Annotated in this window: 21 protein-coding genes; 9 read left to right on the forward strand and 12 right to left on the reverse strand. The window is 61.4% G+C overall.

Features of this window, described 5'->3' with window-relative positions:
- Positions 1-102: 102 nt before the first annotated feature.
- The 5 genes from ACYVGC_RS20715 to ACYVGC_RS20735 all read right to left on the reverse strand — a co-directional run bounded on the left by ACYVGC_RS20715 (position 103) and on the right by ACYVGC_RS20735 (position 3,591).
- A complete protein-coding gene (locus tag ACYVGC_RS20715; RefSeq protein ID WP_460585771.1) occupies positions 103-504 on the reverse strand; it encodes a hypothetical protein in 402 nt (133 codons plus the stop codon).
- Between the two features lie 26 nt (positions 505-530).
- Positions 531-761, reverse strand: coding sequence for a hypothetical protein (locus ACYVGC_RS20720; protein ID WP_460585772.1), 231 nt, complete (start codon positions 759-761; stop codon positions 531-533).
- Between the two features lie 158 nt (positions 762-919).
- Complete coding sequence (locus ACYVGC_RS20725; protein ID WP_460585773.1) at positions 920-2,527, reverse strand: DUF4153 domain-containing protein; 1,608 nt, start codon at positions 2,525-2,527, stop codon at positions 920-922.
- Between the two features lie 105 nt (positions 2,528-2,632).
- Complete coding sequence (locus tag ACYVGC_RS20730) at positions 2,633-2,926, reverse strand: winged helix-turn-helix domain-containing protein (RefSeq protein WP_460585774.1); 294 nt, start codon at positions 2,924-2,926, stop codon at positions 2,633-2,635.
- A complete protein-coding gene (locus ACYVGC_RS20735) occupies positions 2,923-3,591 on the reverse strand; it encodes a hypothetical protein (protein WP_460585775.1) in 669 nt (222 codons plus the stop codon). Before ACYVGC_RS20735 ends, ACYVGC_RS20730 begins: the two co-directional genes overlap by 4 nt.
- 78 nt (positions 3,592-3,669) lie before the next feature.
- On the opposite strand from ACYVGC_RS20735, the gene ACYVGC_RS20740 reads away from it, so the two are divergent.
- The 4 genes from ACYVGC_RS20740 to ACYVGC_RS20755 all read left to right on the forward strand — a co-directional run bounded on the left by ACYVGC_RS20740 (position 3,670) and on the right by ACYVGC_RS20755 (position 6,849).
- A complete protein-coding gene (locus tag ACYVGC_RS20740) occupies positions 3,670-4,128 on the forward strand; it encodes a hypothetical protein (RefSeq protein ID WP_460585776.1) in 459 nt (152 codons plus the stop codon).
- Between the two features lie 127 nt (positions 4,129-4,255).
- Positions 4,256-5,026, forward strand: coding sequence for a DUF4197 domain-containing protein (locus ACYVGC_RS20745; RefSeq protein WP_460585777.1), 771 nt, complete (start codon positions 4,256-4,258; stop codon positions 5,024-5,026).
- Between the two features lie 128 nt (positions 5,027-5,154).
- A complete protein-coding gene (locus ACYVGC_RS20750; RefSeq protein WP_460585778.1) occupies positions 5,155-5,952 on the forward strand; it encodes a class I SAM-dependent methyltransferase in 798 nt (265 codons plus the stop codon).
- 18 nt (positions 5,953-5,970) lie between these two features.
- Entirely contained in the window at positions 5,971-6,849 is an 879-nt protein-coding gene (locus ACYVGC_RS20755; RefSeq protein ID WP_460585779.1) for a UbiA family prenyltransferase, read from the forward strand.
- On the opposite strand, the gene ACYVGC_RS20760 is transcribed toward ACYVGC_RS20755, so the two are convergent.
- Together ACYVGC_RS20760 and rho are read right to left on the reverse strand one after the other, a co-directional pair.
- Positions 6,846-7,568 carry a GAF domain-containing protein gene (locus tag ACYVGC_RS20760; protein ID WP_460585780.1) on the reverse strand — a complete coding sequence of 241 codons (723 nt, stop codon included), beginning with the start codon at positions 7,566-7,568 and terminating at the stop codon, positions 6,846-6,848. The genes ACYVGC_RS20755 and ACYVGC_RS20760 overlap by 4 nt on opposite strands.
- A 90-nt stretch (positions 7,569-7,658) precedes the next feature.
- Complete coding sequence (gene rho / locus ACYVGC_RS20765) at positions 7,659-9,983, reverse strand: transcription termination factor Rho (protein ID WP_460585781.1); 2,325 nt, start codon at positions 9,981-9,983, stop codon at positions 7,659-7,661.
- 440 nt (positions 9,984-10,423) lie between these two features.
- On the opposite strand from rho, the gene serS reads away from it, so the two are divergent.
- The 3 genes from serS (at position 10,424) to ACYVGC_RS20780 (ending at position 13,401) form a co-directional block, all read left to right on the forward strand.
- Complete coding sequence (gene serS, locus ACYVGC_RS20770; RefSeq protein ID WP_460585782.1) at positions 10,424-11,698, forward strand: serine--tRNA ligase; 1,275 nt, start codon at positions 10,424-10,426, stop codon at positions 11,696-11,698.
- A gap of 228 nt (positions 11,699-11,926) precedes the next feature.
- On the forward strand, positions 11,927-12,397 hold the full coding sequence (locus tag ACYVGC_RS20775) for a hypothetical protein (protein ID WP_460585783.1): 471 nt from the start codon (positions 11,927-11,929) through the stop codon (positions 12,395-12,397).
- A gap of 113 nt (positions 12,398-12,510) precedes the next feature.
- On the forward strand, positions 12,511-13,401 hold the full coding sequence (locus ACYVGC_RS20780; protein WP_460585784.1) for a DUF2911 domain-containing protein: 891 nt from the start codon (positions 12,511-12,513) through the stop codon (positions 13,399-13,401).
- 130 nt (positions 13,402-13,531) lie between these two features.
- Here ACYVGC_RS20780 and ACYVGC_RS20785 read toward each other — a convergent pair whose 3' ends face one another.
- From ACYVGC_RS20785 to ACYVGC_RS20805, 5 genes are all read right to left on the reverse strand, one after another.
- On the reverse strand, positions 13,532-15,493 hold the full coding sequence (locus tag ACYVGC_RS20785) for a CocE/NonD family hydrolase (protein WP_460585785.1): 1,962 nt from the start codon (positions 15,491-15,493) through the stop codon (positions 13,532-13,534).
- 150 nt (positions 15,494-15,643) lie between these two features.
- Complete coding sequence (locus ACYVGC_RS20790; RefSeq protein ID WP_460585786.1) at positions 15,644-17,020, reverse strand: aspartate kinase; 1,377 nt, start codon at positions 17,018-17,020, stop codon at positions 15,644-15,646.
- Between the two features lie 248 nt (positions 17,021-17,268).
- Positions 17,269-19,857 carry a PIG-L family deacetylase gene (locus ACYVGC_RS20795; protein WP_460585787.1) on the reverse strand — a complete coding sequence of 863 codons (2,589 nt, stop codon included), beginning with the start codon at positions 19,855-19,857 and terminating at the stop codon, positions 17,269-17,271.
- 179 nt (positions 19,858-20,036) lie between these two features.
- Positions 20,037-20,309, reverse strand: coding sequence for a hypothetical protein (locus ACYVGC_RS20800; protein WP_460585788.1), 273 nt, complete (start codon positions 20,307-20,309; stop codon positions 20,037-20,039).
- 324 nt (positions 20,310-20,633) lie between these two features.
- A complete protein-coding gene (locus ACYVGC_RS20805; protein ID WP_460585789.1) occupies positions 20,634-20,822 on the reverse strand; it encodes a hypothetical protein in 189 nt (62 codons plus the stop codon).
- A 252-nt stretch (positions 20,823-21,074) separates the two neighbouring features.
- Here ACYVGC_RS20805 and ACYVGC_RS20810 point away from each other — a divergent pair, with 252 nt between their 5' ends.
- Together ACYVGC_RS20810 and ACYVGC_RS20815 are read left to right on the forward strand one after the other, a co-directional pair.
- The gene (locus ACYVGC_RS20810; protein WP_460585790.1) at positions 21,075-24,125 is read left to right on the forward strand and encodes a PD-(D/E)XK nuclease family protein; all 3,051 of its coding nucleotides are present in this window, start codon (positions 21,075-21,077) and stop codon (positions 24,123-24,125) included.
- 170 nt (positions 24,126-24,295) lie between these two features.
- Positions 24,296-26,086: a chloride channel protein gene (locus tag ACYVGC_RS20815; RefSeq protein ID WP_460585791.1), complete on the forward strand. Its 1,791-nt coding sequence runs from the start codon at positions 24,296-24,298 to the stop codon at positions 26,084-26,086.
- The last annotated feature ends 14 nt before the right edge of the window (positions 26,087-26,100 follow it).

Raw genomic sequence — 26,100 nt, forward strand, 5'->3', positions numbered from 1 at the left:
CCATAACGTATCGGAAATGATGAACTCTTGAGTAGTAGCCATACCCCAAATTAATCCCTATTTGGATAGCCTCTTAGCAGCCGGTAGTAGCGGGGCATCGCATCACCCAAATAGTGGCTCACCCGGATTGGATGGCTCAACCGACCAGGAACTCAACACCCAGATTGTCAGGATGAAGGGTGCCAGCAGGCAAGCCACCTGAAACACGATGAGCACCACCAGCCACAGATTGGCCGCCAGCCGGGTCCAGGAAAAATCGTGATGCTCCTCATCGTGCCGAATTATCGCCCGGCCCCCGGCCACGGCCCGCCGCCAGATGAGGACATGCACCACGCAAAACCCAACGGGTATCAGCCCAACTAAAAGACCACCTAGTGCCTGGGTCAATACATTAGTAATCAGCAGGTAGCAGAGCCACCAGGCACCCAGGCTGGCGCCCGTCCAGCAGAGGCTACTGCGCAGCCACTCGCGGGTGGTGTGGGGGCGGGCAAAAAGATTTTGCATAGGTAAAATCTTGCTAAATAGACATTTTAAAACTGCATCCAAGGCGCGCCACCAGTCGTTGGGGAGGTAATGGAGTACCACAGCAGCAGGCACACCAGCTGGAACCCCAGCAGCGCCAGCAGCCACAGCACCGCGCTTAGTAGCAGCCAAATGTCGCTGGCGTCGCCCCCCCGGTGCAGGGCCCACCCACCGCGCAGCACCTGCCACCACAGCAGTAGGTGAGTAGCTACTGCCAGCAGGGCAAGTAAGCCCAACATTATACTAGTCAAACCACTATCTTCCAACTGTTGAGCCCATGTCGAGAGCAGCAAACCATAAGCCGCTAGCGACCATAGCGCACCCAAAATCATGGTATTGGTGAAGCTGCTACCAACCCATTCACCCACGCCGTTGGGGCGCCCCAGCAACCACCGCATCAGGGCTGTAGCTGCTGATAAGCCCGCTCGGCCGCGCCCGTGCGGTTCTGCCAGTCACGCTGGGCGTATTCGGCCCGGAATTCAACCAAGCGCTGGCGCAGCTTATTGTGGGCCGCCTCGGGGGTAATAGCATGGAAATAGCCATCCGGCCCCTCTTCCACCAGCTCCTTGGCGCGGTCGAGCAGCGCCGCGCGCGCGGCCACTACCGGCAGCACACGGGGCGGCATGGTGAGCAAAAAGCCGATATCGAGGCGGGGGAAGCGGGCTTGCAGGTTGTACTCGGCAATCCAGATTTCCCAGTTGCCGGCCGCCAGCAGCAGTAGCACCGCGTAGGCCGCCCACGAGTTGAGCCGCACCAGGCTGAAAGCCGAGCGCCGCTGCCAGATTTTGAGCAGCACCGTGCCCAGCCCAAACAGCGTCAGAAAGAGAAAGCCGTAGACCCCGATGCGCTTGTAAGCCAGGCCGGTAGCCTCAATGTAGTAGTAGTTGCGCAGCCCCACCGACACGGCCAGCACCACGTTTTGCACTACCCACAGCGTAGCGCCCCAGCGCAGCGCCGGCAACCCGCGCTGATAAAAATTGAGGTTGCGCCGGAAAAACCACAGCATGATGCCGGCCGCCAGCAAGATACTGAAAATCAGCACGTACGTACCCTCGTGCACAAACTGCGTGAGGTCGAAGCCCGGCGCGGGCGCGAAGCCAAACCACAGCCAATTGATATCCACCGCGTTCACCACCAGCAGCAGGGCGTTGAGCAGGCCAAAGCTCACCACGGCCGCCAGCCACTCCTTGCGCAAGTCGAGCGGGCCGCGGTCGGAGTGCCCAAAGCGCGGCTGCCGCACCCCAAACGAAGCCACCCGGTCGCGCTGCCGCCGCACAAACTCGCCGAAGCGCGACTCGTAGTCCAGGAAAAAATGCACCGGCACCGCCACCAGCGCGCCCGCCGCCGCCACCCCGCACAGCAGCATAAACAACAGGTGCGGCACCGACACCGCCGCCAGCAGCTCACCCAGCCACTCGCCCAGCACCGCCCACAGCCGCGCGCTCAGCGCCCCGTACTGCGGGTTGGCCACCGCAAAAAGGGCTTGAAAAACGACGAGCGCTAGCAGGGGCAGCCCCAGCATTCGGCCGTAGAACCAGCCGCGCCGCAACTTGCCGTCGAGGCCCTTGGGGGCGCGCAAGCTACTGATTACCAAGGCCACCGCAGGCAGCAATCCCACTAGCCCCGTGCCCACCGCCGACCCCACCAGCCGCAGCGCCGGCTGATTCACCAGCCCCACCAGCAGCAAGCCCGATGCCAGCGCCGCCCACCCGGCCGCGCCCGAGCCATACCAGGCCACCAGCCCACCACTCACCAGGCAGCCCGCCACCGCCACCCGGAAGCCGGCCGTGCGCCGCACCGGCGCGTAGCTGGGCAGCAACACCAAGTGCGCCCCCACCATAAATACCATGTATACCAGCACGTTGAGCCCCGCCTGCTCGTGCCAGAAAAGGTAGTCGCCCAGGGCCGTGGCCACCACCAGCAGGCTCCCCAGCAGGGTGGATATTCGGTAGGCCGGCGCGGCCTCGGCCTGGTTTTTAGTGGGCCAGAAATAGGTTATGTTCATTTGTAAAGAACTTTGTGTTGCAAAGTATAAAGTACTAAAAAAAGCCGCTAGGCTTGTCGGAAGGTCATACAGTGACTGGCAACCCGGCACGCAGCGGCCCCGGCCCTACCCGCGCAGCAGCTTTTCGAGCGCCGCCAGGTGCTCCTGGAAGGCTTGCTTGCCCTCCGCCGTGGCGTTGTAGGTGGTATTAGGCTTTTTACCGATAAACTGCTTGTTAACCAGCACGTAACCCGCTTTTTCGAGTGCCGCCACGTGCGAGGCCAGGTTGCCATCAGTGAGGTCGAGGCTTTCCTTTAAGTCGTTGAAGCTCACCGACTCATTAGCCAGCAGCACGGCCATCACCCCGAGGCGCACCCGGTGGTCAAAGGCTTTGTTCAGAGTGTGGATGGCGTACTTCACGAGGCCGTAAAGTTCGGGCTACTTGCGCGCTCGTAGCGGTTATACATCAGCAGGCCGTAGCCAATGTGCCCCAGCCCAAAGCCCGCTCCGAAGAGCAGCAGGCCGTAGCCGGGCAGTAGCAAACCCACTAGCCCCAGGCCTACCATGGTCAGGCCCAAGTACTTAATCTCGTCCAGGGTATACTTGCTGCCGTTGAGCAGGGCCAGGCCGTAGAATACCAGCAGGCCCGGCACCACTAGCTCGGGCGCGCCGCTCACAAACAATTTCAGGCAAAACAGGCCGCCCGCCACCAGCGGCAGCAGCAGGGCCAGGGCCAGCCGCCGGGCCGGGGCCGTCCACAGCGAGCGCAGGCCGTCGCGCCGGGTGCGGCGCAGCGTAAAAAACGCCGCCACCAGCAGCGCAGCCAGTATCATGGCCACCGCCAGGCCCAGCAAAAAAGGCAGCGCCGCCAGCCGCTCGCCCGCTGAGGTTTCGAATAGCCGCAGGTAGCCCTGCGCGCCGAATTCCTGCTGCAAGTAGTAGTGCGCCACGGCCGTGCCCGCCAGCGCCACCACGCCCGCCCCCACCCCACTCAGCCCGCTGAGCGAGATGAAGCGCGAGCTACGCTCCATAATGGCGCGAATTTCGGTGAGCTGGGCCAGAGGGTCTTGGGCGGCGGGCTTCATGCGGCGGGGTGAAGTACTTTGTAATGCAAAGCTAATACGTAACGGTCAGAATCAAGGTTAGCCGCCTACTTTTATTTCATGGAATTATCGCCCGACTTGCCGCCGGCAATCGCGTACGCTACCAACACAGCTAGCCCGCCCCGCCCCACCCTATTGCGCAACCTTGGCTTCTGGCTGCTGGCTATGCTGTTCGGGTTGGTGCTCCTACTGCTGTGGTCGGCGCTGACAACCAACAGCACGAATGGAGGCAACTATAATGACATCTTGCCCCTGGCTGGCCTAATCACCATCTTTTCGCTGGCCGCCCTGCCGCTGTTGCTACCGCTGCTACCTTGGGCGCTCACAGCCCCTTGGGCAGGGCTGCGTTGGCTACGGGTGTTTACGCTGCAAAGCCTCTCGCTGGGCGGCCTAACGGCGCTGGCCTACCAGCTGGCCGACGGTTTCGGCGATGCGGCTCCTCCGATAGGCACCATCTACTTTGTGGCGGGGCTGCTGGCGGCGGTAGCTGTATACTGGCCTTGGCTGCGCCGTCCTTAGTAGCCTTGGTTTCGTCCCGAAACTGCGGGTGTTGGCCGATACCAAGCGAACAGTATGGTGGGTTGGTACGTCTTTTGAATCGTCAATGCTGACCGGCACTCGCGCCGGCCACCTGTTTGCACGCTCTATGAAAAATATTCTGCTTTCCGCTACCCTGCTGCTGGCTGGCTTAGCCACTACGCCCGCCCACGCCCAGTTCAAGCTGCCCAGCAGCATCGGCGGCTTCAAGCTGCCCACTAAAACGACGACGACTACCACAACAACTACCACCACCGGCGTAGCCGGCCTCACCAATACGGAAGCGGCCAACGGCCTCAAGGAGGCGCTCATCCAGGGCATTTCGAAGGGCTCGGACCAGGCTTCGCAAACCGATGGCTTCAACCTGAACCGGCTCATCCGCATTCCCTTCCCGCCCGATGCGCAAAAAATGGCTAACACCTTGCGCAGCATTGGCTTAGGTAGCCAGGTCGATAAATTTGAGTTGTCGCTGAACCGAGGTGCGGAAGATGCCGCCAAAAGTGCCAAGCCGATATTCATCAGCGCCATTAAAAGCCTGACTTTCACCGACGTGTGGAATATTCTCACCGGCCAGAAAGACGCTGCTACCCAGTACCTCAAGCGTACCACCACCTCGCAGCTCACCACGGCTTTCATGCCCATCATGCAGCAAAGCCTCGACAAGGTGGATGCTACCAAGTATTATACTTCACTGTCAACTACTTACAATAAGCTGCCGCTCGTAACGCCGGTGCAAACCGACCTCAAGCAGTATGCCACCGGCAAGGCAATTGACGGCTTGTTCACGCTCATTGCCCAGGAAGAGGCCGATATTCGGGAAAACCCGGTAGCCCGCACCACCTCCTTGCTGAAAAAGGTATTCGGCATCGGCGGCAAATAATTGTGCGGTAAGCTTTAGCTTGCCGTGTAACCCGTTATGGCAAGTGGGTGTAGGGTAAGCTTTAGCTTGCCGCCTGACCCGCTGCCTGGCTACCAACGGCAAGCTAAAGCTTACCACACATTTCTTACGTGAAGCTGCGCCTGCATTTATTCGAGTTTGAGGACCTGCCGTGGTTTCCAGCTTCCATCCGAGCCGGGATGATGGACTACCTGCGCTTCATGATTAGTTGGCTGGGCACGTACCGCCCCGTGGCCCCGCTGCTGGCCGAGGGCCTGCGCCGCACCAACCAAACCCACCTGCTGGAGCTAGGTGCGGGTGCGGGCGGCGGCACCGAAACCGTGCTGGCTGCCCTGCGCGGCCAGGGTTTGCCCACCGCCACCATCCTGCTCACCGACCTTTACCCCCAGCCCGCCGCCTGGGTGGACGTGGCCCGGCGCACCCGCGGGGCCATCCGGGGCCACGCCGCGGCCGTGGATGCGCTGGCCGTGCCGGCCGAGCTACCGGGGTTTCGGGTCATTTTTTCGGCCTTTCACCACTTTGCGCCGCCCCAGGCCGAGGCGCTGCTGCGCAATGCCGTGGCCGGCGGACAGGGCGTGGGCGTATTTGAGGGCGCGGCCAAGAGCTGGCTTGAAATCGGGCTGGCCCTCACGGTGCTGCCGGTGGCACAGCTGCTGCTCACGCCTTTTTTCCGGCCATTTCGGCTTAGCCGGCTGGTATTCACCTATTTGCTGCCCATTATTCCGCTAGCTACCATGTGGGATGGCTCGGTATCTATTCTGCGCATGTACTCGCCGGCGGCGCTGCTGGCGCTGGCCCAGCGGGCCGACCCGGCCGGGCGCTACCACTGGCAGGCCGGGCAGCTGCGCCACTGGTGGGGCCCGCGCGTGACGTACCTGGTGGGCTGGCCCGCTACCCCCACCGCCTAGCCACGCTACCTTCGCCCGATGTTGCCGCCCGCCTACCGCCGAGCCTTTGCGCTGTTGCGCCTACCGTTTTCGCTGTTCCTGATGCCTATTTTCTGGTTCGGCCTCAGTGCGTTGCGCGAGCCGTTTAGCTGGGGGCGAGCGGCGGCGGCCTTTGCCATTTTGCACCTGCTGGTGTACCCGGCCTCCAACGGCTACAACTCGTATTATGATAAGGATGAGGGCAGTATCGGGGGCCTGAAAGCGCCACCGGCCGTCACGCCCGAACTGCTGCACCTGGTTTGGCTGTTCGAAACGCTGGCGCTGCTGGCGTCGCTGCTGCTGGGCTGGCCCTTTGCGGCCATGGTGGTAGTGTATATTTTGGTTTCAAGGGCGTATAGCTATGAGGGCATTCGCCTCAAGAAATATCCGCTGCTGAGTACGGCGGTGGTGGTGATATTCCAGGGCGCATTCACGTTTTTGATGGCGCAGGTGGGGGTGGATGCTACCAAGACGCAGCTCTTTGAGCCTACCAATTTGCTGCTAGCGCTGGTGAGCACACTGTTCCTTTGCGGCTCCTACCCACTCACCCAAATATATCAGCACCAAGAAGATGCGCGGCGCGGCGACCGCACCCTGAGCTTGCGGCTGGGCATCAGGGGCACGTTTGTATTTGCGACGGGCGGCTTGCTGGCGGGCGCGCTCACCATGGGCGCGGCCTACTGGTTGCGCGGAGAAATACAAAACCTGCTCATTTTTTTGTTGGCCACGGGGCCGGTGGTGGCGCTGTTCAGCCGCTGGGCGTGGCTGGCGTGGCACAACCCGGCGCTGGCCAACTTCGAGTGGACCATGCGCATGAACAAAGTATCGTCGGTGTGCCTGAGCCTGGCTTTTGTGGCCATGCTGATACTGCGCGGCTAGCGCAAGCCCAGCCGGCCAAAGGCCATTTCTATCTCGTACTCAACATCTTGCACAATCAGCAAGCGCTCTTCCTGAATAGAGACCTGATAGGCTAGCGCGGTGGCCGTTTCGGCCGAAACCTCCCAGCGGGCCAGCGCGGTCAGGGTTTCGATGCGCTGCAAGGAGAGGTGAATGCGCGCGTTAATGGCCGCCCACAGCGCCGGGGCCTCGGCGGGCCGGGCCACCAGCTCCAGGTCGAGCAGGCGCATGGCAACGCCGGCCATGCGCTGCAATACCAGCTGCTCGTCGGCGCTAAAGGTGCGGGGCTTTTTGTCGAGCACGCACAGTGAGCCAATCGGCTGCCCATCAGCTGTTTGAATGGGGTGGCTGGCGTAAAAGGCCAAATCCTTCTGCGCTTCCAGGCTTATCCACTGGCACGGGTAAGTCTGTAAATCGGGAAAGACGGTGGTGACGCCGGGCTTGTAAACAGCCACCGCGCAAATACTGTCTTTGCGGGCCAGGCGGTCGCCCAGCTTGGGGTCGCCCACGTTGCCGGGGTAGGTCACTTCCTCGGCATCCACCAACGACACCTGGGCCATGGGAGCGGCAAAGAGTTTGGACACCAACTGAGCTATTTTCTCAAATATCTCATTATGAGCAGTTTCCAGCGCCTTATAGGGTTGTAGAGCACGCAGACGTTCGGCTTCTTGCGCCGCAGAAATAGGAAGTACAGCAACCATAGCAGAAGCGTATTAAAAAGAAACGGGCCAAATGCCACCCGGTTGCGAAGGTAGCATTTGGCCCGTCAAATCGGCCGTAAATAGCCTTACTTAGCCATTCATAGCTAGCAAGAACTCTTCATTGTCCTTGGTGCCTTTCATGCGGTCCTTCAGGAATTCCATGGCTTCGGTGGCGCTCATGTCGGTCATGAATTTGCGCAGCACCCACACGCGGCTTAGCTCGTCGCGGCTCATCAGTAGGTCTTCGCGGCGGGTGCCGGAAGCCGGAATGTCGATGGCCGGGAACACGCGCTTGTTGGCCAGCTTGCGGTCGAGCTGCAATTCCATGTTGCCGGTACCTTTGAATTCTTCAAAAATAACCTCGTCCATTTTGGAGCCGGTTTCGATAAGCGCCGTAGCGATAATCGTCAGGGAGCCAGGGCCTTCAATATTTCGGGCCGCGCCAAAAAAGCGCTTAGGCTTTTGCAGCGCCCCGGCATCGATACCACCCGAGAGGATACGCGAGCTGCTGGGCTGCACCGTGTTGTAGGCCCGCGCCAGGCGGGTAATCGAGTCGAGCAGAATCACCACGTCGTGGCCGCACTCTACCAGGCGGCGCGCCTTGTCGAGGGCCAGCTCCGCAATTTTAACGTGGCGGTCGGCCATCTCATCGAAGGTCGACGACAGCACTTCGGCCTTCACTGAGCGCGCCATATCGGTTACTTCCTCGGGGCGCTCATCAATCAGCAGGATAATGAGGTACACCTCGGGGTGATTTTCCGAAATCGCGTTGGCAATTTCCTGCAACAGCACCGTTTTACCAGTCTTGGGCTGGGCCACGATGAGGCCCCGCTGGCCCTTGCCGATGGGCGCAAACAGGTCGAGCACGCGGGTGCTCACCTGGCTAGGCTTGGTCGAAAGCTTGAGCTTTTGGTCGGCAAACAGCGGCGTTAAGTGGCTGAACGGCACGCGGTCACGTACTTCCTCCACGGTGCGGCCGTTGATGCTGTCCACGTTCACCAGGGCAAAATACTTCTCGCTTTCGCGGGGCGGGCGCATGGTGCAGCTCACCGTATCGCCGGCCTTGAGGCCAAACTGCCGCACCTGCTGCGGCGACACGTAAATGTCGTCGGGCGAGCTGAGGTAGTTGTAATAAGGTGAGCGGAGGAAGCCGTAGCCGCCATCGGCCATCAGCTCCATGGTACCCGAGCCGGGCACCACCAGGTCGAACTCGGGCGCGCGGGCGGGGCGCTGCTGCTGGCGCTGGCCTTCGTCGCGGCGCTCCTGCGTTTGGCCACTTGCCACAGCTGGCTGGCTGCCAGCAGCTTGGTCGATAGCGGCGGGCTGGCCATCGGTGCCGGTGCGCTGGCGCTCTTCGCGGCGCTGCTGGCGCTGGGCATCGCGCTGGGCGTAGCGCTCCTCGCGGCTCAGGCGGGGCTGGTCGGTGGCGCCGGAGCCATTGACGGGGCGCGCTTCGCGGGGCTGCTGGTCGTTGCTGTAGCGGGTTTGGGCGCTGCCGTCGCGCGAGTCGCGGTTTTCGGTGCGCGGCTGGTCGTTGCGGCGCTGGTTGTTGTCGCGGTTTTCGCGGGGCTCGCGGCCATCCCGGTTTTCACGGTCGAAGCGCTGCTCGCGGGTTTCGCGGCGGTCGGCGTAGGAGCCAGCGTTGGCGTCGGTTTCGGGCTGCGGGGTATCGTCGGACGAGGCCACCGACTGGGGCTCCGCGGCGGTTTCGGCGGTTTCGCTGGCGGCGGCGGCCTGGCCAGGCTCGCGGCGGGGCAGCGGGCGGCCGGCACGGTCTACGCGCTCGCGCCGCTCGCGGCGGAAGGGGGCGCTTTCGCCGGCCGAGTGCGTTTCGGCCGTGGGGTTGGTTTCGGTGGGCGGCACGGTGGCTTCTTCAGCGGCTACCGAGGCCGTGGCCAGGTTTTGCTCATCGGCCTCTACTATTTCGTAACGCGTGGGCTGTGGGTGCTCTTCGGCGGCCGGCTGGGAAGCAGCCACCTCGTTTACAACCTCTTGGGGAGCAACTACTTCAGGCGTAGCTGCGGCTACCGGGGCAGTGCTGGCCACATCGGTAAACGGCTGCTCGGCGGTGCTGGCGGCCGGCCGGCGGCGGCCGGCTCCACCCCGCGCCCCGCGGGCGGGGGCAGCTTCGGGCGCAGCGGCGCTGGTGGCGGCCGGCGCGGCAGTAGCCTCCGCAACGGGCGCGGCTTCAGCAACTGGCGCAGCTTCGGCGGCGGGCGCTTGCGGCTCGCTGGCGGGCGCGGCAGCCAGCTTTTTACCCGGAAGCTGCTCGGCGGGCAGGGTGGCCTGGTGGTCCAGGATTTTATAGATAAGGTCCTGCTTGCTCAGGCGCTTGAAGTTGCCGACGCTTAGCTGCTCGGCAATTTCCTTGAGGTCGGACAACAGCCGGTCCTTCAGCTCATTAAGGGTGTACATAAAATAGGGAGGGAGGGGAAATCAGAACGGGGCCGGCCCGCTACGCAGTGATAAGGGGCGGCCTGCAAGGCCGTGCGCCGCCAACCCGGCCCCAAGGGCTAGGAACCAACAACACGAAGCGCAAAAGCGCCACATAACCAACAAAGCGGCAGGCAACAAACAGGAAATGAGTGAGGTGTGAGAATAGTAGCCGGCAGCTCCACCAAAAGCAACCTGATTGAGCCAGCTACGCAGCGAACCAGCCCAGTAGGCTGGCCCGGCCGGCCCCGTGGGCCGGCTTGCTGCTGCAATATTAAGTCATTACGGGCAAATCGCCAATGAGTTTAGGAGAATAAGGAGTTTGAAAGGGGGAATCTGGAATAGAACTATTGAATTACCAATTCTTCCTTCTTCCTTGCAAATTCCGCATTCTTTTTTTCAAAAACTACCTTTGCCCCACTATGCTGCAAATTTCCGTATTAAAAGAGCAGACCGCCCGCGTGCTGGCCGGCCTTGCCAAGCGCAACTTCAAAACGGCCGAAGCCGATGTGCAGGCCATCCTGGACCTCGACCAGCGCCGCCGCGCCCTCCAAACCCAGCACGACGCCGCCCAGGCCGAAGCCAACGAGCTGGCCCGCCAAATCGGGGGCCTTATGAAAGCCGGCGACAAAGCCGGGGCCGAGGCGCTGAAAGTGCGCACCGGCGAGCTCAAAATTCAGGTAAAAGCCCACGCCGACGAGCTGGCCGACGCCGAAAAGCAGCAAACCCAGCTGCTCTACAAAATCCCGAACGTGCCGCACGAGAGCGTGCCCGCCGGCCGCTCGGCCGACGACAACGAGGTGGTGCGCGAGGGCGGTACCAAGCCCGCGCTGCCCGCCGGCGCGCAACCCCATTGGGAGCTGATTAAGAAGTATGATATCATTGATTTTGAGCTCGGTATCAAAATCACCGGCGCGGGCTTCCCGGTGTATAAGGGCCAGGGCGCGCGCTTGCAGCGGGCGCTGATTAACTTCTTCCTGGACCAGGCCCGCGACGCGGGCTACGTGGAGGTGCAGCCCCCCATTCTGGTGAACGAGGCCAGCGGTTACGGCACCGGCCAACTGCCTGATAAAGAGGGCCAGATGTACCACGATGCGCAGGACAACCTCTACCTGATTCCGACTTCGGAGGTACCGATTACCAACCTCTACCGCGACGATATTATTCCGGTAGAGAAGCTACCCGTGCGCAACACCGCCTACACGCCTTGCTTCCGGCGCGAGGCCGGCTCGTGGGGCGCCGACGTGCGCGGCCTCAACCGCCTGCACCAGTTCGACAAGGTGGAAATTGTGCAAATCACCCAGCCCGAAAACTCCTACGCCGCCCACGAGGCCATGGTGGCCCACGTCGAAAACCTGTTGCAGCTGCTGGGCCTCCCCTACCGCGTGCTGCGCCTGTGCGGCGGCGACATGGGTTTCACCTCGGCCCTCACCTACGACCTCGAGGTGTGGAGCGCCGCCCAGGGCCGCTGGCTCGAAGTGTCGTCGGTGTCCAACTTTGAGACGTTCCAAGCCAACCGCCTCAAATGCCGCTACCGGGGCGAGGGTGGCAAAACCCAGCTCTTGCACACGCTCAACGGCTCGGCATTGGCTTTGCCGCGCATTGTGGCCGCTTTGCTCGAAAATAACCAGACGCCCGAGGGCATTCGGTTGCCCGAGGTGCTGCACAGCTACTGCGGCTTTGAAGTTATCAAGTAGCCATTTTTTTGCACTTTTCAAGGAGAGGATATACTGATAATTCCGCTTTTGCAATTCAGTAAATTCTTTCTTAAACACAATTTTAATTCATGTATAAACACTAAAAAACCGGTTTTTTAGTGTTTATATATGAAAATTTGGTATCTTTTTTATTTTTAAGAGTAAATAGCTAGGAGTTGTATTTGTAGGGTGTAGTTTGGAATCATCAACCACTGCACTTGCACTATTATGACAAACGCTACTCGCCTCCGCACCTCTTTTCTGGCGTTTTTCGCTGGTTTGCTCTGCTGCTTCGCGGCGCAGGCCCAAAATGGGTTAAATACCGTCATTATCTCCACCGACGGGGGCATGAGCCTGGCGGCCAACACCGAACTGAACGCCAGCCCGGCTATGTCATCTAAGGTGTTGAAGATGAGCCTGCCACCAGCCCCCGAAACGAACGCGTCCTTCTACGACGATTCGCGCAAGGACCTGCACCAATCGCTGGAGTGGATGCTGGAAACCAACGCCGAATCGCCTACCTACTGGAATCTCTACACCGAGGCCCGCATTCGCCTCAAACTCAAGGATTACGCCGGGGCCCGCAGTGCAGCTGAAAAGGCTTATAGCTTGTCGCTCAAGCATATGCCAGCTAGCCAGGAGTACGTGATGCTCTGCGCGGCCGTAGTGGCCAAGGCCCACGAGCTAGCCAAGAAATAGCGGCCAGCTCAACCAGCTTCAGCACTACGGAAAAGTAAGGCAGCCCGCCCACCCGGCGGGCTGCCTTACTTTTGGGCCGGCAAACCCGCGCCGACCTTTTCCGTTTTGTGTTTATGAACAACGTTGCAATGCACTTCAGCGCCGCCCTGGCGCTTACCGCTACCCTGCTGGCCGCCCCCGCCGCGCAGGCCCAGATTGTTACCCCGCAGCCCAGCCCCAAAAGCACCGTGATGCAGCGCGTGGGCCTCACCGATGTTACCATCACCTACTCGCGGCCCAGCGTGAAGGGCCGCACCGTTTTTGGCGGCGACAAGGCCGTGGTGCCCGCCGGCAAGCGCTGGCGCACGGGGGCCAATGCCACCACCAGCATCAAGTTTTCGGACGATGTGACCGTGGAGGGCAAAAAGGTGCCGGCCGGTGAGTACGGCCTCTATACCATTCCGGGCGCTACCGAATGGACAGTAGTACTCAACAAAAGCCTCAAGCAAGGAGCTGACGTTGAAGGCTTTAAGGATGACCAAGATGTGGCCCGCTTCACCATCAAGCCCTACAAGCTGGCCAACAAGGTGGAGTCGTTCACCATCACGTTTGCGGACCTGACGCCCGCCACCGCCAGCGTGGCGATGGACTGGGAAACGACGGGCGCGAAGTTCAAAATTACGAGCGACGTGGACGGCAAAGTAATGGCCCAGATTGACGAGAAAGTAGTGAAAAGCGCCACGCCCGCAGCCAACGACCTGGCCGCCGCGGCCGTGTATTACTACGACAACAACAAGGATATGAAGCAGGCCCTAACCTGGATTCAGAAGGCCAACGCCACCGACCCCAAGTTCTGGAACGTGAACACGGAGGCTAAAATCCGCCTCAAAATGAAGGACTACAAAGGCGCGGTAACCGCCGCCGAGCAGTCGAAAAAGCTGGCCCTGGCCGCTACGCCCGCCAACAATGACTACGCTAAGATGGACGACGCGCTGATTGCTGAAGCTAAGAAGATGGGTAAGTAACCCTTTTTGTCCTTGTGAGCGCAACGAAGTGGAGCGCGGCAATCGCCCCAGAACGATACCCGAAAGAGTCGTTCTGGGGCGATTACCGCGCTCCACTTCGTTGCGCTCGCAATGACAAACGAGTATTACGTTATAACACCTTCACTACCAGTTGCGAAGCGTGGGCGGGGTTGTGGTACAGCTTGTGCGTAGCAACTTGAAAATCAGACTCATTGGCCTCGTAAATATTGGGCACGTATTTCTGCGGGTTGCGGTCTACAAGCGGAAACCAAGTGCTTTGCACCTGCACCATGAGGCGGTGGCCCTTGCGGAAGGTGTGCATCACGTCTTGCACAGTGAAGGGCACGGTGGTTACTTCATTGGCTACGAAGGGCTTGGGCGTAGTGAAGCTCTCGCGGAAACGGCCGCGCATCACCTCGGAGCGCACCATTTGCTGGTAACCGCCGAGGTGCACGCCGGGCGCGGTGCGGGGATTATCGGGCGTATCGTCGGGGTATACGTCGATGATTTTCACCACCCAGTCGGCGTCGGTACCGGTGGTGGCCACTTGCAGTTTGGCCTCGATGGGACCGGCCAGGGTCATATCCTCTTCCAGGGGCGGGGTTTGGTAGGTGAGCACGTCGGGGCGGCGGCTGGCAAAGCGCTGGTCGTCGGTCATATACTCGCGGGTCATGCCCACGTTAGTGGCCTCGGTGAAGGGCACGGGGTGGGCTGGGTCGCTAAGAAACTGGTCGAACTCGAAGTTGACGCTGGCCATGCGGCGCTCGTTGTCGCCGCTGGTGGGCGGGGTGAAGGTGAGGCCGCCGGCCTGCCGGAAGTACAGCGTTTTGGCCTGCGCCTGCTTGGGCGGCCAGGCGTCGAAGGTGCGCCAGCGGTTGGTGCCGCTCTCAAACACCGTGGCCTCGGGCAGGTCGGAGCCGGGCTTGGCGGCTTTCAGGTACGACTTGAAAAAGGGGGCCTCCACGTTTTCCTGGTACCAGAGCGAGGGCGAGGGGCCGTAGGCCACGTTGCCCACCATTTCGCCGGTGCCACGGGCCCAGCCGCCGTGCACCCAGGGGCCCATTACGAGGCGGTTGGGGAGGCCGGGGTTTTTCTGCTCAATGGTTTGGTAGGTGTTTAGCGCGCCAAACAGGTCTTCGGCGTCGTTGAAGCCGCCCACGGTGAGCACGGCCGCCTTGAGGTCGTGGAGGTGCGGGCGCAGGTTGCGGGCCTGCCAAAAGGCATCGTAATCAGGATGTTGCATGAGCTGATTCCAAAACGCCACCTTGCCGTTATAATACTGGTCGTTGGCATTTTTGAGCGGGCCCAGCTTCATAAAAAAGTCGTAGCCATCAGGGGTACCGTGCTTGATACCGGGGTTGCCCAAGGCCGTGGGCTGGGGCCGCGCCTGCCCAAAGCTGTATAAGAAGTTGAAGGCGTGGGGTAGAAAAAACGCCCCGTTATGGTGAAAATCATCCCAGAACCAGTCGGCAATCGGGGCCTGGGGCGAGGCGGCTTTCAGGGCAGGGTGGCGGCTAAGCAGGCCCGCCGAGGTGTAGAAACCGGGGTACGAAATGCCCCACTGGCCCACGCGGCCGTTGCTTTTGGGGCCGTGCTTGAGCAGGTACTCGATGGTGTCGTAGGTGTCGGTGCCCTCGTCGGTGTCGTTTTTGGTGGCGTGCTTCTCCAACTCGGGGCGCATGTCGAGGAACTCGCCCTCTGACATATACCGACCCCTAACATCTTGATAGGCAAAAATATACCCTTCGCGCATCATCTTGCTATTGGGGCCCAGGTTGAGCTTAAACCTGGCAGCCGGGTATGGCCCGATGGCGTAGGGCGTGCGGTTGAGCAGGATGGGGTAGCGCACCTTATCGGCGTCCTTGGGCGCGTACACGATGGTGTAAAGCTTCACGCCGTCGCGCATGGGCACCTGGTAGGTCGTCTTGGTATAGTGCTGCTGAATGTAGAGTGTGTCGGCGGCTAGCAGGGCTTTGTTTTCCGCGTCGGTGACGGACTGCGTGGCGGGCGGCAGGGCAAGCTGGGCGTGGGCCGCGGGCGCGGCCAGCAGGCCCAACGTGAGCAGGAAAGCAGCGGGCAGGAGTTTTTTCATGGGAGTTGAACAGCGGGGCATACCGCAAAAGAACGTCATGCAGACCGAAGGGAAGCATCTCGCCCAAATCGTTGGATTATTGACCCAACAGCGTGAGCGAGATGCTTCCCTTCGGTCTGCATGGCGTTTTTTTATAGCTACCCGCCCCCCTTACCCCAACGCTTTGTTTAGAGCGATAATGGCTTCTTTGTAATCTTCCCGGGCCAGAATAAATTGGATATTCACCTTACGCAGGGCGAAGCCCGCGCTGCGGATGTTGATGCCGGCCTCGGCTAGCGCGCCGGCGGCGCGGGCCAGCAGGCCGGGCTGGTCGATATTGGAGCCAATGAGGCAGACCATCGACGAGTTTTCGACGGTTATTTTCTCGTATTTCGCTTCCAACTCCTTAATAAGCTGGGGCTTCAAATCCTTTTGCCAGATGAGCAGCGAGATACTATTAGCGCTGGTAGCCTTGAAGATATAGCTGATATCGAGGTCAAAAAACGCCTGCATCAGGTGCAGGTCGAAGCCGGCGGTGCCCACCATGAGGGGGTCGTAGATGTCAATCATCACCACTTTGTCGGTGCCCGTGATGACTTCCACGTGCTTCTGGTCGGCCACGAAATCGCGGGTAATGAGGGTGCCGGGGTGCTCGGGGTCGAAGGTATTTTTGATGCGCAGGTCGATAGCGTTGATTTCCAAGGGCTTGGAGGCCTTGGGGTGAATCGCCTCCATGCCCACGTCTGCGAGCTGGTCGGCCACGTCGTAGTTGGTGAAGCACACGGGGTGGCACTCATCCACGCCCACCAGCATGGGGTCGGCCGAGCAGAGGTGGTATTCCTTGTGAATGATGGCCTCCTGGGGCCGCACGGCCACGGCTATCTTGCTGAAAGTCACCTCCGAATAGCCGCGGTCAAACTCGCGCATGATACCCTCGGTGCCCTTGGTGTAGCCGGTGGCAATGCAGATGGTGCTGGCAAAATCAATACCCGCAAAAGCCTGCTTGATGCGCTCGTCAATGGTGAGCGGCTGGGCATCATCGAAGCCGCTGAGGTCCACCAGCGTGGCGTGTACCCCTTTGTTTTGCAAAATGTTAACGGAGTTGAAGGCCGAGTGCGCCTCCCCGATGCTGGCCAGGATTTCGCGGGCCGCCTGCAAGATATTGTAGCTGTTGACGTAGCCCGAGGCCAGCACGTTGGTGAGGCTTTCGAGGTAGGTTTGGGCCTGGCCCAGGCGCTCATCCACGAAGGCGTCGGCCGCGGTCAGGTCGAGGCCCAGCGGGGCGTAGGTTTTATTGAGTTCCTTGAGCTTGCCGGCTACTTCTTGCAGCGCAGCCCGAAACTCCTGGTTTTCGGTGATGCGGTGGTACACGCCGGGCGCGCCGGTTTTCTTATTTTCCAGCAGCCAGTTGGTGACGCCGGCGTAGGCCGACACCACAAAAATGCGGTTGTAGAGGGCGGCACCCGCCCGGTTGTGAAAGATGATGTTCTGAAGAACATCGGCGAAGGCGGACATGGAGGTGCCGCCGATTTTTTCTACTGTGAGCACGGTACTAGGGTCGCCCTCCGCGTGGCACCCCACCCCCCGGCCCCCTCCCCTCCGGGAGAGGGGGAGCCACGGCGGCGCAGCGCTGGAAGGCTGGCTAAATGAAAAACAGGCCGCTTGCTTCTGTTAGCAAACGGCCTGCAAGGTAAAAGCTGAACCTACGAAAATGTGCTACCAACTGCGCCGCCTTGGCTCCCCCTCTCCCGGAGGGGAGGGGGCCGGGGGGTGGGGTGCTACGCGGAGGGCGACCCCTACTTCCCGCCCGACTCTACCAAATTGGCCAGCACACGGAACGCGCCGGGCACGCCCGCCGGCAGCTCCCGAAACAGCGACAAGCCGGTGTAGATGTAGCGGCCCTTGCCGTAGGGCGCCACCAAAATGGCGCTTTGCTTGTCGGCCTCGCCGGGGTCGTGACTGGCGACAACCGCTTGGTAATGAGTATCCCAGGCCGAGGGGTAGTACAGGCCCTGCTCCTGCACCCAGCCGGTGGCGAAGTCGGCGGGGGTGAGCTTGTTGGGGGTGTTGAGCACCGGGGCGCTGGGGTTGAGGAAGGTAACGGGTGTGTTCTCCACGGTTACGCGGTCGGCGGAGAGCGTGAGGGGGTATGGGCCAATCTGGGGCAGGATGGTGCCGCGGTTCACCACGTATTGTACCAGCATAGTGCCGCCGTTTTCGACGTATTTCAGCAGCTCGGGCTGCTGGGTTTTGAGGCGGTCGAGGGTGTTGTAGGCGCGCACGCCGAGTACCAAGGCGTCGTAGCGGGCGAGTTGCGCGGCGGTGAGGTCGGTAGCGGGGTCGAGCAGGGTTACGGCGTAACCGAGCTGGCGCAGGGCCTCGGGCACCTCGTCGCCGGCGCCCATGAGGTAGCCGATGGTTTTGGTGTGGCCACGCGCCACGTTCAGCTTCACCAACGGCGCGGTGGCCTCGGGGAACAGCGTTTGGGTCGGGATGTGCGGGTAGATTATCTGCTGAATGCCCCGGCTGTATTTCTCGGTGCCCACGGTAGCCACGGCGCGCAGCTCGCTCTTGCCTTCGGCCGCGCCGGCCAGCGGGCGCAGGGTGAAATTGACGGTTTGCTCGTCGTCCTTGTTCTTGAGATTGAACGCCACCGTGGCGGGCTCGGCCTGCCAGCCGCTGGGCACCTGCAAGGCCAGCGACCCGGCTATCCCAGCCTGGCCGGCACGCAGCGTCACGGGCACTTGCTTGGGCTGCTGGTCGGCAAAGACGTAGGCGCGGGCAGCGGGGATATTCACCAGCACCGGCGGCACAATTACGAGTGGTTGATAGAGTTCACCTAATGTGGGGTCTGTATGCTTGTATTGAACTGGAACGGTAAAAATTTGACTAGGCCCACCGTTGATAGAAATTGAGAATTGTGCAGAATAAATAGCAGCATTTTCCGGGGCTCCTACTGCTTGATTAAAAGGTATAACATAAGGTTCTGCAACCTTATACATTCCTATCGACCCCGCCTCACGCAGCCAGTAAGGCTGAGAAATCAGAAAGTTATTACGACCCTTGGCCATTACTTTTCCATTTGCTCGCTGGCCTTGACTTAGCTCAGTAGCTTGCGTAGCATCTGTTTCAGGGCCATCAAGCTCATTCATTGCTGGGTCACCAGGGAAGGATGGCCTACTGATGGATACCATTTTAAGCTTAATCGGATATGCTGAACGGTTTACAATTTCATAATTTACTATCGTTTCTCCTCCACTCACAGTTGTTGAATTAGCAGCAATTGCTTCGACATAAATGCCTGAGCAAATCTGCATTAAGTTAGCTATGGCCTGCATCTTCTCATCCTGCCAAAAATGGAATTTCATTCCCGCATTCAGTTGCCGAATTGCCTCGTAAGCCTTTCCTAACCCCGCCACACTAGCACTCGGATTCGCCGCGTCATACGTCCGAGTCACCTCGCTCACCATTTTCCCCACCGCCACGCCGCCCGGCACGCGATTCCACGTCTGGTCAATGCCTTCGAATAAATCGGTTTTGGCGGGCGTGCCTTTCACGAACTGGAAGTACTCGATGGCCTCGCCGCGCTGGGCGGCCGAGCCGAAGCCCTGGCTGCGGTGCTGCGAACGCGAGCGGGCCGCGATTTCGCCGTAGCTCTGGCCCAGCAGGGGGTTGTAGCCGCCGGCGTCGAGCTTGAGGTAGCCGTCCATGTTTTCGCCGGGCTTCACGAAGAAGCTACCGGTGTTCCAGTACAGGCGCTTGGGCTGCCAGGCTTGCACGTATTTGAGCTGCTCGGGGAAGCGCTTGGGGTCGCCGGCGGCGTCGAAGGCTTCGGCGGCCAGGATGGCGCTGGCCTGGTGGTGGCCGTGGCCGGCGCGGGCATCGGGCGGGAAGCGGGTGATGAGCACATCGGGCCGCCGCTGGCGGATAACCCACACCATATCGGCGAGCACCTGCTCTTTGTCCCAGATGGTAAAGGTTTCGGCCGAAGTTTTGCTGAAGCCGAAGTCGTTGGCGCGGGTGAAGTACTGGTGTGCGCCGTCGATGCGCCGCGCCGCCAGCAATTCCTGGGTGCGGATGACGCCGAGCTGCTCGCGCAACTCGGGGCCGATGAGGTCCTGGCCGCCGTCGCCGCGGGTGCAGCTGAGGTAGCTGGTTTCGAGCTGGCGGCCGTTGGCGAGGTAGGCCAGCAGGCGGGTGTTTTCGTCGTCGGGGTGGGCGGCGATGTACATCACCGAGCCCACCACGTTGAGCTTTTTCAGCCCCAGGAGTATTTCGGACGAGGTATAGGTTTTGGGGGCCTGGGCTTTTGCAAGGAGCAAGGAGCAATTAACAAGTAGCAAGGCCAAAGCCAGGCGGGCGGTGGCGCGTAGGGAAAGGGGCATAGCAGGCAAACCGGTTTGAGCCGTGAAGTTACCGGCAGCCAGCAGTTGGCCGCAGCAACGGGGCTAGTGCTGGGCAGCTGCCAGTACGTACCGGGCCATTACGGACGCATTCGCTTTCTTGAAGCCTTACAACGCGCTTTTTTACCTACTATGCAGTTAATTGATTGATATAAAGTTACTTACACCAGGGTAAGCTTGGCACTTATCCGGCAGGGGCGCTTGGCGCTGCTTAGGGTAGGGCTGGTTTCGGGGGCTACGGTGCCACGCACGGGCGGCAGCGGGGGCACGTTAGCAGGCTCGGAAGTGATACCGAGCGGGCAATTGGCCGGCACCTGCGTGCTAGCCGGAGAATAGGCGGCGCAGTAGCCGGCGGCCCAGCAGTTGCCACAGCCCCCGGTGGGGCGGGGTGGCCCGGCTGGTTTAGCAGCAGTTAGTATAGTAGAGCAGTACATGATAGCAGAAAGAAGGGGCGAGCGCACGGCTAGCCGTAGGGCAGCCAGAGCCCTACCTACTCGCACGCCCCTTAGTTGGATTTTTAGCATCCTTCGCTTTAGACCAATACTAGCTTTTCGTAGCCGAACCAAAGTATTTTCTTTGCCTACGCGCAATGAGATGCACTAACTTGGCTCGACTAGCCAGGTTAGCCGAGCTGAATAAATGTTTATTTTATTGTATTATTACCATAAATTAAGTAACCATATAAAGCAAAAAACCGTGGTGCCACCCATAGGCAGCACCACGGTTTTTAGAAAAGGCCAGGCCTTTGGGGCGCTGGCCTAGCGGCGGCCGGCATGCCGGGAGCCCGCGCCAGGCGTGAGCGGGCAGGCGGGTGGCGGCTGCACAAAACTGTTGGGCGCAAAGCCGGCGCAGTAGCCGGCCGCCCAGCAGCCCGTGCAGCCCCCGGCTAGAAAGGGAGTTTCCAGCTGGCCTTCCGCTCGCGGAGCGGTGGTGGTTGTGTAGTTCATAGCGGTCAGAATATAGAGAGGGTGAATGCTGCCTGCCGGGCAGAACCAGCGCCCGATGAAGCTTCGGGCGGCCGGGCCTGCGCAAGCGGGCAACGGTTAAAGGTCACCGCTGCCGCCACGCTTTGCCCCAGGCGCTAGGTAGACGACCATTCTGGCTTACCGGATGAATGGCTTGGCTTGCCGGGCAAAAACGGCCGTTCGTCGCCAAGCGCGGTCCTGGCTGGGGGGGTACGGGCTGTATCTTTGAGTGGTATGCTGCCCTCTCCCCTACCGGCCGCGCCCCCGCGGGCGGCCCCGGTTTCGACCCTCTCTTTTTTGGCCGACGTGGCCCGCGAGCTGCTGGCCACCCACGACGCCGAGGCCCTGGCCGACCTCGTGGTGATTGTGCCCACGCGCCGCGCCGTGGTGTACCTCAAAAACGAGCTGGCCCTGGCCACGCCCGAGGGCCAAGCGCTATGGTCGCCGCGCATTGCAGCCATGGAAGACTACCTGGTGGAGCGCGCCAGCGTGCAGGTGGAGGAGCCCATTGCCTTGCAGCTGTTGCTGTTTGACATCTTTAAGGCCATTGACCCCGACTTGCAGTTTGACCACTTTGTGGGTTGGGGGGGGCTGCTGCTGCAAGACTTTTCGGCCCTCGACCAGCACCTGGCCGATACCAAGGCCATTTTTACCTACCTGGCCGAGGCCAAGGCGTTAGAGCGCTGGCAGCTCGACCCCGAGCTGAAAACCACGGGGCTCGACCGCTACTTCGGCTTCTGGGGGCAGCTGCACCGGGTATATCTGCGCTTCAAGAAACTCCTTAAGCAGCAGCACCTTGCTTACCCCGGCCTGGCTTACCGCCGCGCCGTGCAGCGCCTGCGCGCCGAGCTGGCCGACGTGAAACGGCCCCTGCCCGCCCACCACGTATTTGTGGGCCTGGGCGGCCTCAGCCAAGCCGAGGAAACGTTTATTACGCTGCTGCGCAAGGTGGGCCGGGCCGACGTTTATTTCGACGGCGACCCCTTTTACCTCGAAGCCGACACGCCCAACCGCGCCGGGCAGGCCCTGCGCGGCTACTGGAAAAAGTGGGACCTGCCCCGCGACACCTTCACCTACCAGGAGCACCTGCGCGAGCGCCCCCACCACCTGCGCATGCTGGGCGTGGCCAACGCCAGCATGCAGGGCAAGCTGGCCGGCCAGCTCCTGGCCGAGGCCCGGCAGCTAAACCCCACCGCCACCGTGGCCGTGGTGCTGCCCGACGAAACCCTGCTGCTGCCCGTGCTGCACGGCCTGCCGCCCGCCGAGCTGGTACCCGACTTCAACGTGACGATGGGCCTCAGCTTCCAGAGCACGGCCTTGTTCAACCTCGTCGATTTGCTGTTTGAGGTGCACCTTACCGGCATTCGGGAGGGCGAGCCGGGGCCCGACTACGGCGTGCCCAAGTACCACCACCTGGCCGTGAGCAAGCTGCTGGCCCACCCGTTTTTGCGCCGCTACCAGCAGTGGCAGGATGCGCAGCCCGAGCAGCCGCAGTACCACAAGCTGCTCGACAACATTTGCAGCGAGATTGTGAAGCGCCACCTGGTGCTGCTGCCCGCCACCGACCTGCTGCGCCTGGGCCACGGCCACCCGCTCATTGAGGCGTTGTTCAAAACCTGGGACAATTGCGACCAGATTATCACGGCCTGCTACACGCTCATTGAGCTGCTCAAGCAAGTGTACGGCCACGCCCACGAGGGCATGGAAACCGAATACCTCTACCTGTTTTATACCTTGGTGCGGCAACTCGACTCGGCGTTTAGCAGCCGGGCGCAGCGGCTGAGCGTGCGCTCGTTTCGGCGCTTCTTGTACGACCAGATGCGGCGCACGCGCCTGCCCTTTGCCGGCGAGCCGCTGGCCCAGGTGCAGCTCATGGGTTTGCTCGAAACCCGGGCTCTGGACTTCGACCACGTTATCATCCTGAGCTGCAACGAGAACACGCTGCCGCCGCCCAAGCGCCAAAACTCGCTGTTTCCCTACGATGTGCTGGCCGAGTTTCGGCTGCCCACCTACGCCGACGCGGAGGCCAACGCAGCCTACAACTTCTGGCGGCTGTTGCAGCGCGCCGGGCGCGTCGATTTGGTGCACGTGCTGCCGGGCGCCGAGGGCGTGCGCACCGGCGAGCGCAGCCGGTTTTTGCGCCAGCTGGAATTCGACCTGGCCCCCCAAAACCCGCGGCTGGTGCTGGAAGACCAAACGGTGGAAGTGCTTATTAATGAGGAGTTAAGGATTTCGAATGAAGAATTAGCCAACGACGGCGATAATCCCTCACTCTTCACACCTAATTCTCATTTAACCAGCGACTTGTCCTTAATAAAGGATGAGGCCATGCTCACCGGCCTGCGCGGGGTGCTGGAGCGCGGCCTCTCGCCCTCGGCCCTCAATGAATACCTGGGCTGCTCACTCAAGTTTTACTTCTCGCGCCTGGCCAAGTTTCAGGAAAACGACGAGGTAGAGGAGGCGCTCGGGGCCGATGGCTTTGGCACCGTGGTGCACGATGCGCTGGAGCAGCTGCTCAAGCCGTTTGAACTGGAAAACCGCGACCTCACGGCCGCCGACCTGCCCGAAATCATCCAAAAGGTGCCCGCCGAAGTAACGCGCCAACTGCGCCAGGAAGGCGAAGAGCGCCAGGCCCGCCCCGACGATGGCCTCAACCACGTGCTGGGCCAGGTGGCTACCCGCCTCATTCGCAAGTACTTGGAAAGCCTGCCCGGCCAGCCGGGCTTGCTGCCGCTGCGCATTGCGGGCCAGGAAAAAGACCTGGTGGCCACCGTGTTTGTGGACCTGCCGGGCCGCGCCACCCGGCTGCCCGTGCGCCTGCGGGGCCGCGCCGACCGCATCGACGCGCTGCCCGACGGCCGCCGCCGGGTGGTGGACTACAAAACCGGCCTCGTGGAGCGCCGCGAGCTCAACCTGCGCGGCACCCAAAAGCCCCTCAACGCCCCCGACACCGTGGAGCGCCTGCTCACCGAATCGAGCAGCGGGGCCGACAAGGTGCGCCAGCTCTGGCTCTACCGCTTCATGCTGGAAAGCGACGAAACCCACCCCGCGCCGCCCGGCTCGGAGGCGGCGATTATGTCGCTGCGCAAAATCGACGAAGGCCTGCTCAGCGCCCCCCTCGACTTCATCACCGAAGGCACCGGCGAGCCCAACTTCTTGCAAGCCAGCGCTGTGCTTATCAGCCGCCTGGCCCTGCGCATGCTGGACCCCGCCGAGCCCATCCGCAAAACCGACGACCTGGCCAAGTGCGAGTACTGCCCCTACCGGGGAATTTGCGCGCGGTAAGGTTTTTGCGGGGGCGCTATGCCTAGTGTTAAACTCGTCTGTCATTGCGAGCCTGCGAAGCAATCGCACCCGCCCGATACCCGAACAATGCAGCGCGACGTAAATCGTTCAGGTGCGGCTGCTTCGCAGGCTCGCAATGACAATGCCGGGTAAGGCATTCCCCTATTATTATGCAGAAGAGCCTCGTCCACCGCTTGCTCAACCCCTTGCTATTGTGGCGCTTGCGCCACGTGAGCGAGCGCGTGTACGTGGTGGTGCTGGCGGGGTTGGTGGGCGTGCTGGCCGGCCTGGCGGCGGTGGCCCTCAAAACGGCGGTGCACTGGCAGCAGGCCCGCCTGGCCTCGGCCGTAACGGAGCCCAACCGGGTATTTGCGCTCTCCATTTACCCCATCATCGGCATTACGCTTACCGTGCTGGTAACCAAGTACTTGCTGGGTGGAAATTTGGGACGGGGCATTGGCCCCATCATTTATAATACGGCGCGCGAAAACGCCATTGTACCACGCTCCAAAATTTATTCGCAGCTGGTTACGGCGTTTCTTACGGTGTCGTTCGGGGGGTCGGCGGGCACGGAGGCCCCGATTTCGGTGACGGGCGCGGCCATTGGCTCCAACGCGGCGCGGGTGCTGCGGGCGGGCCGGCGGCGGCGGCGGCTGCTCACGGGTTGCGGGGCGGCGGCGGGGGTAGCGGCCATCTTCAACGCGCCCATTGCGGGGGTGCTGTTTGCAGTAGAGGCCATTTTGCTGGAGCTGCCGGCGCAGTATTTTATTCCGCTACTTATTTCGTCGGCCACGGCCACGGTGGTGTCGAAAGCTCTTTATGCCGGCCAGCCTTTTGCGCTCATTACCAACTCGTGGGTGCTCAATACGGTGCCGTTTTACTTGTTGCTGGGGCTACTCACGGCGATGCTCTCGGTGTACATGATTCGTACGTACCACTGGTTCGACCACTTTTGGGAGCGCTGGCCGGGGCTGCGCTGGCAGAAAGTGCTCACGGGCGGCGCGGCGCTGGGGCTGCTCATTTTCCTGTTTCCGCCGCTCTACGGCGAGGGCTACACTACGGTGGTGGAGAAGCTACTGGCCGGCAACGCCCAGGACCTCACCGACGGCAGCCTGTTCTCGGTATATGGCGATAGCAACGTGTGGCTGCTCCTTATCCTGGTGTTTTTCACCATGTTAATGAAAGTGGTGGCCACTAGCGTCACGGTGGGCGCGGGCGGCAACGGCGGCATGTTTGGCTCGTCGCTGGTGGCGGGCGCGCTGGCCGGCTTCCTGTTTGCGCGGCTTGTAAATATGACCGGGCTGGTGGCCATTCCGGAGGTGCATTTTGTAGTACTGGGCATGGCGGGGGTGCTGGCGGGCGTGGTGCACGCGCCGCTCACAGCCATCTTTCTCATTGCCGAAATCACGGGCGGCTACGCGCTATTTGTGCCGCTGATGTTCGTCACGAGCTTCTCGTACCTCATTACCAAGCACTTCGAGCCCTACTCGGTATACACGCGCAAGCTCACGCTGAAGGGCGTGGACGTGTACGCCAACCGCGACCGCGACCTGCTTTCACGCCTCGACCTGCACCGCCTGCTCGATACCGATTTCCTGACCCTGCGCCCCAGCGCCACCCTCGGCGAACTGGTGGACGTGTTTCGCCACGCCCGCCGCAACGTGTTCCCGGTGGTGAGTAAAACCGGGCTGCTGCGCGGCGTCATCAGCCTCGATATGGTGCGCGACACGCTCTTCGACGACGCGCACTACACCACCATCAAGCTCAGCGAACTGATGCAAAAGCCCGTGGCCGTCATCAACGCTACCGACAGCGTAGAGCACTGCCTAGACCTGCTGGAACGCACCGATAGTACCTCGCTGCCCGTGTGTGACGACGAGGGCCAGTACCTGGGATTTATTGTAAAGTCCACTATACTAGCCCGTTATCGCCGAGAGCTGATTGAGGAAGGCCAGGTGTAGAATAATCGTTTGTC

The organism is Hymenobacter arcticus (assembly GCF_054779975.1).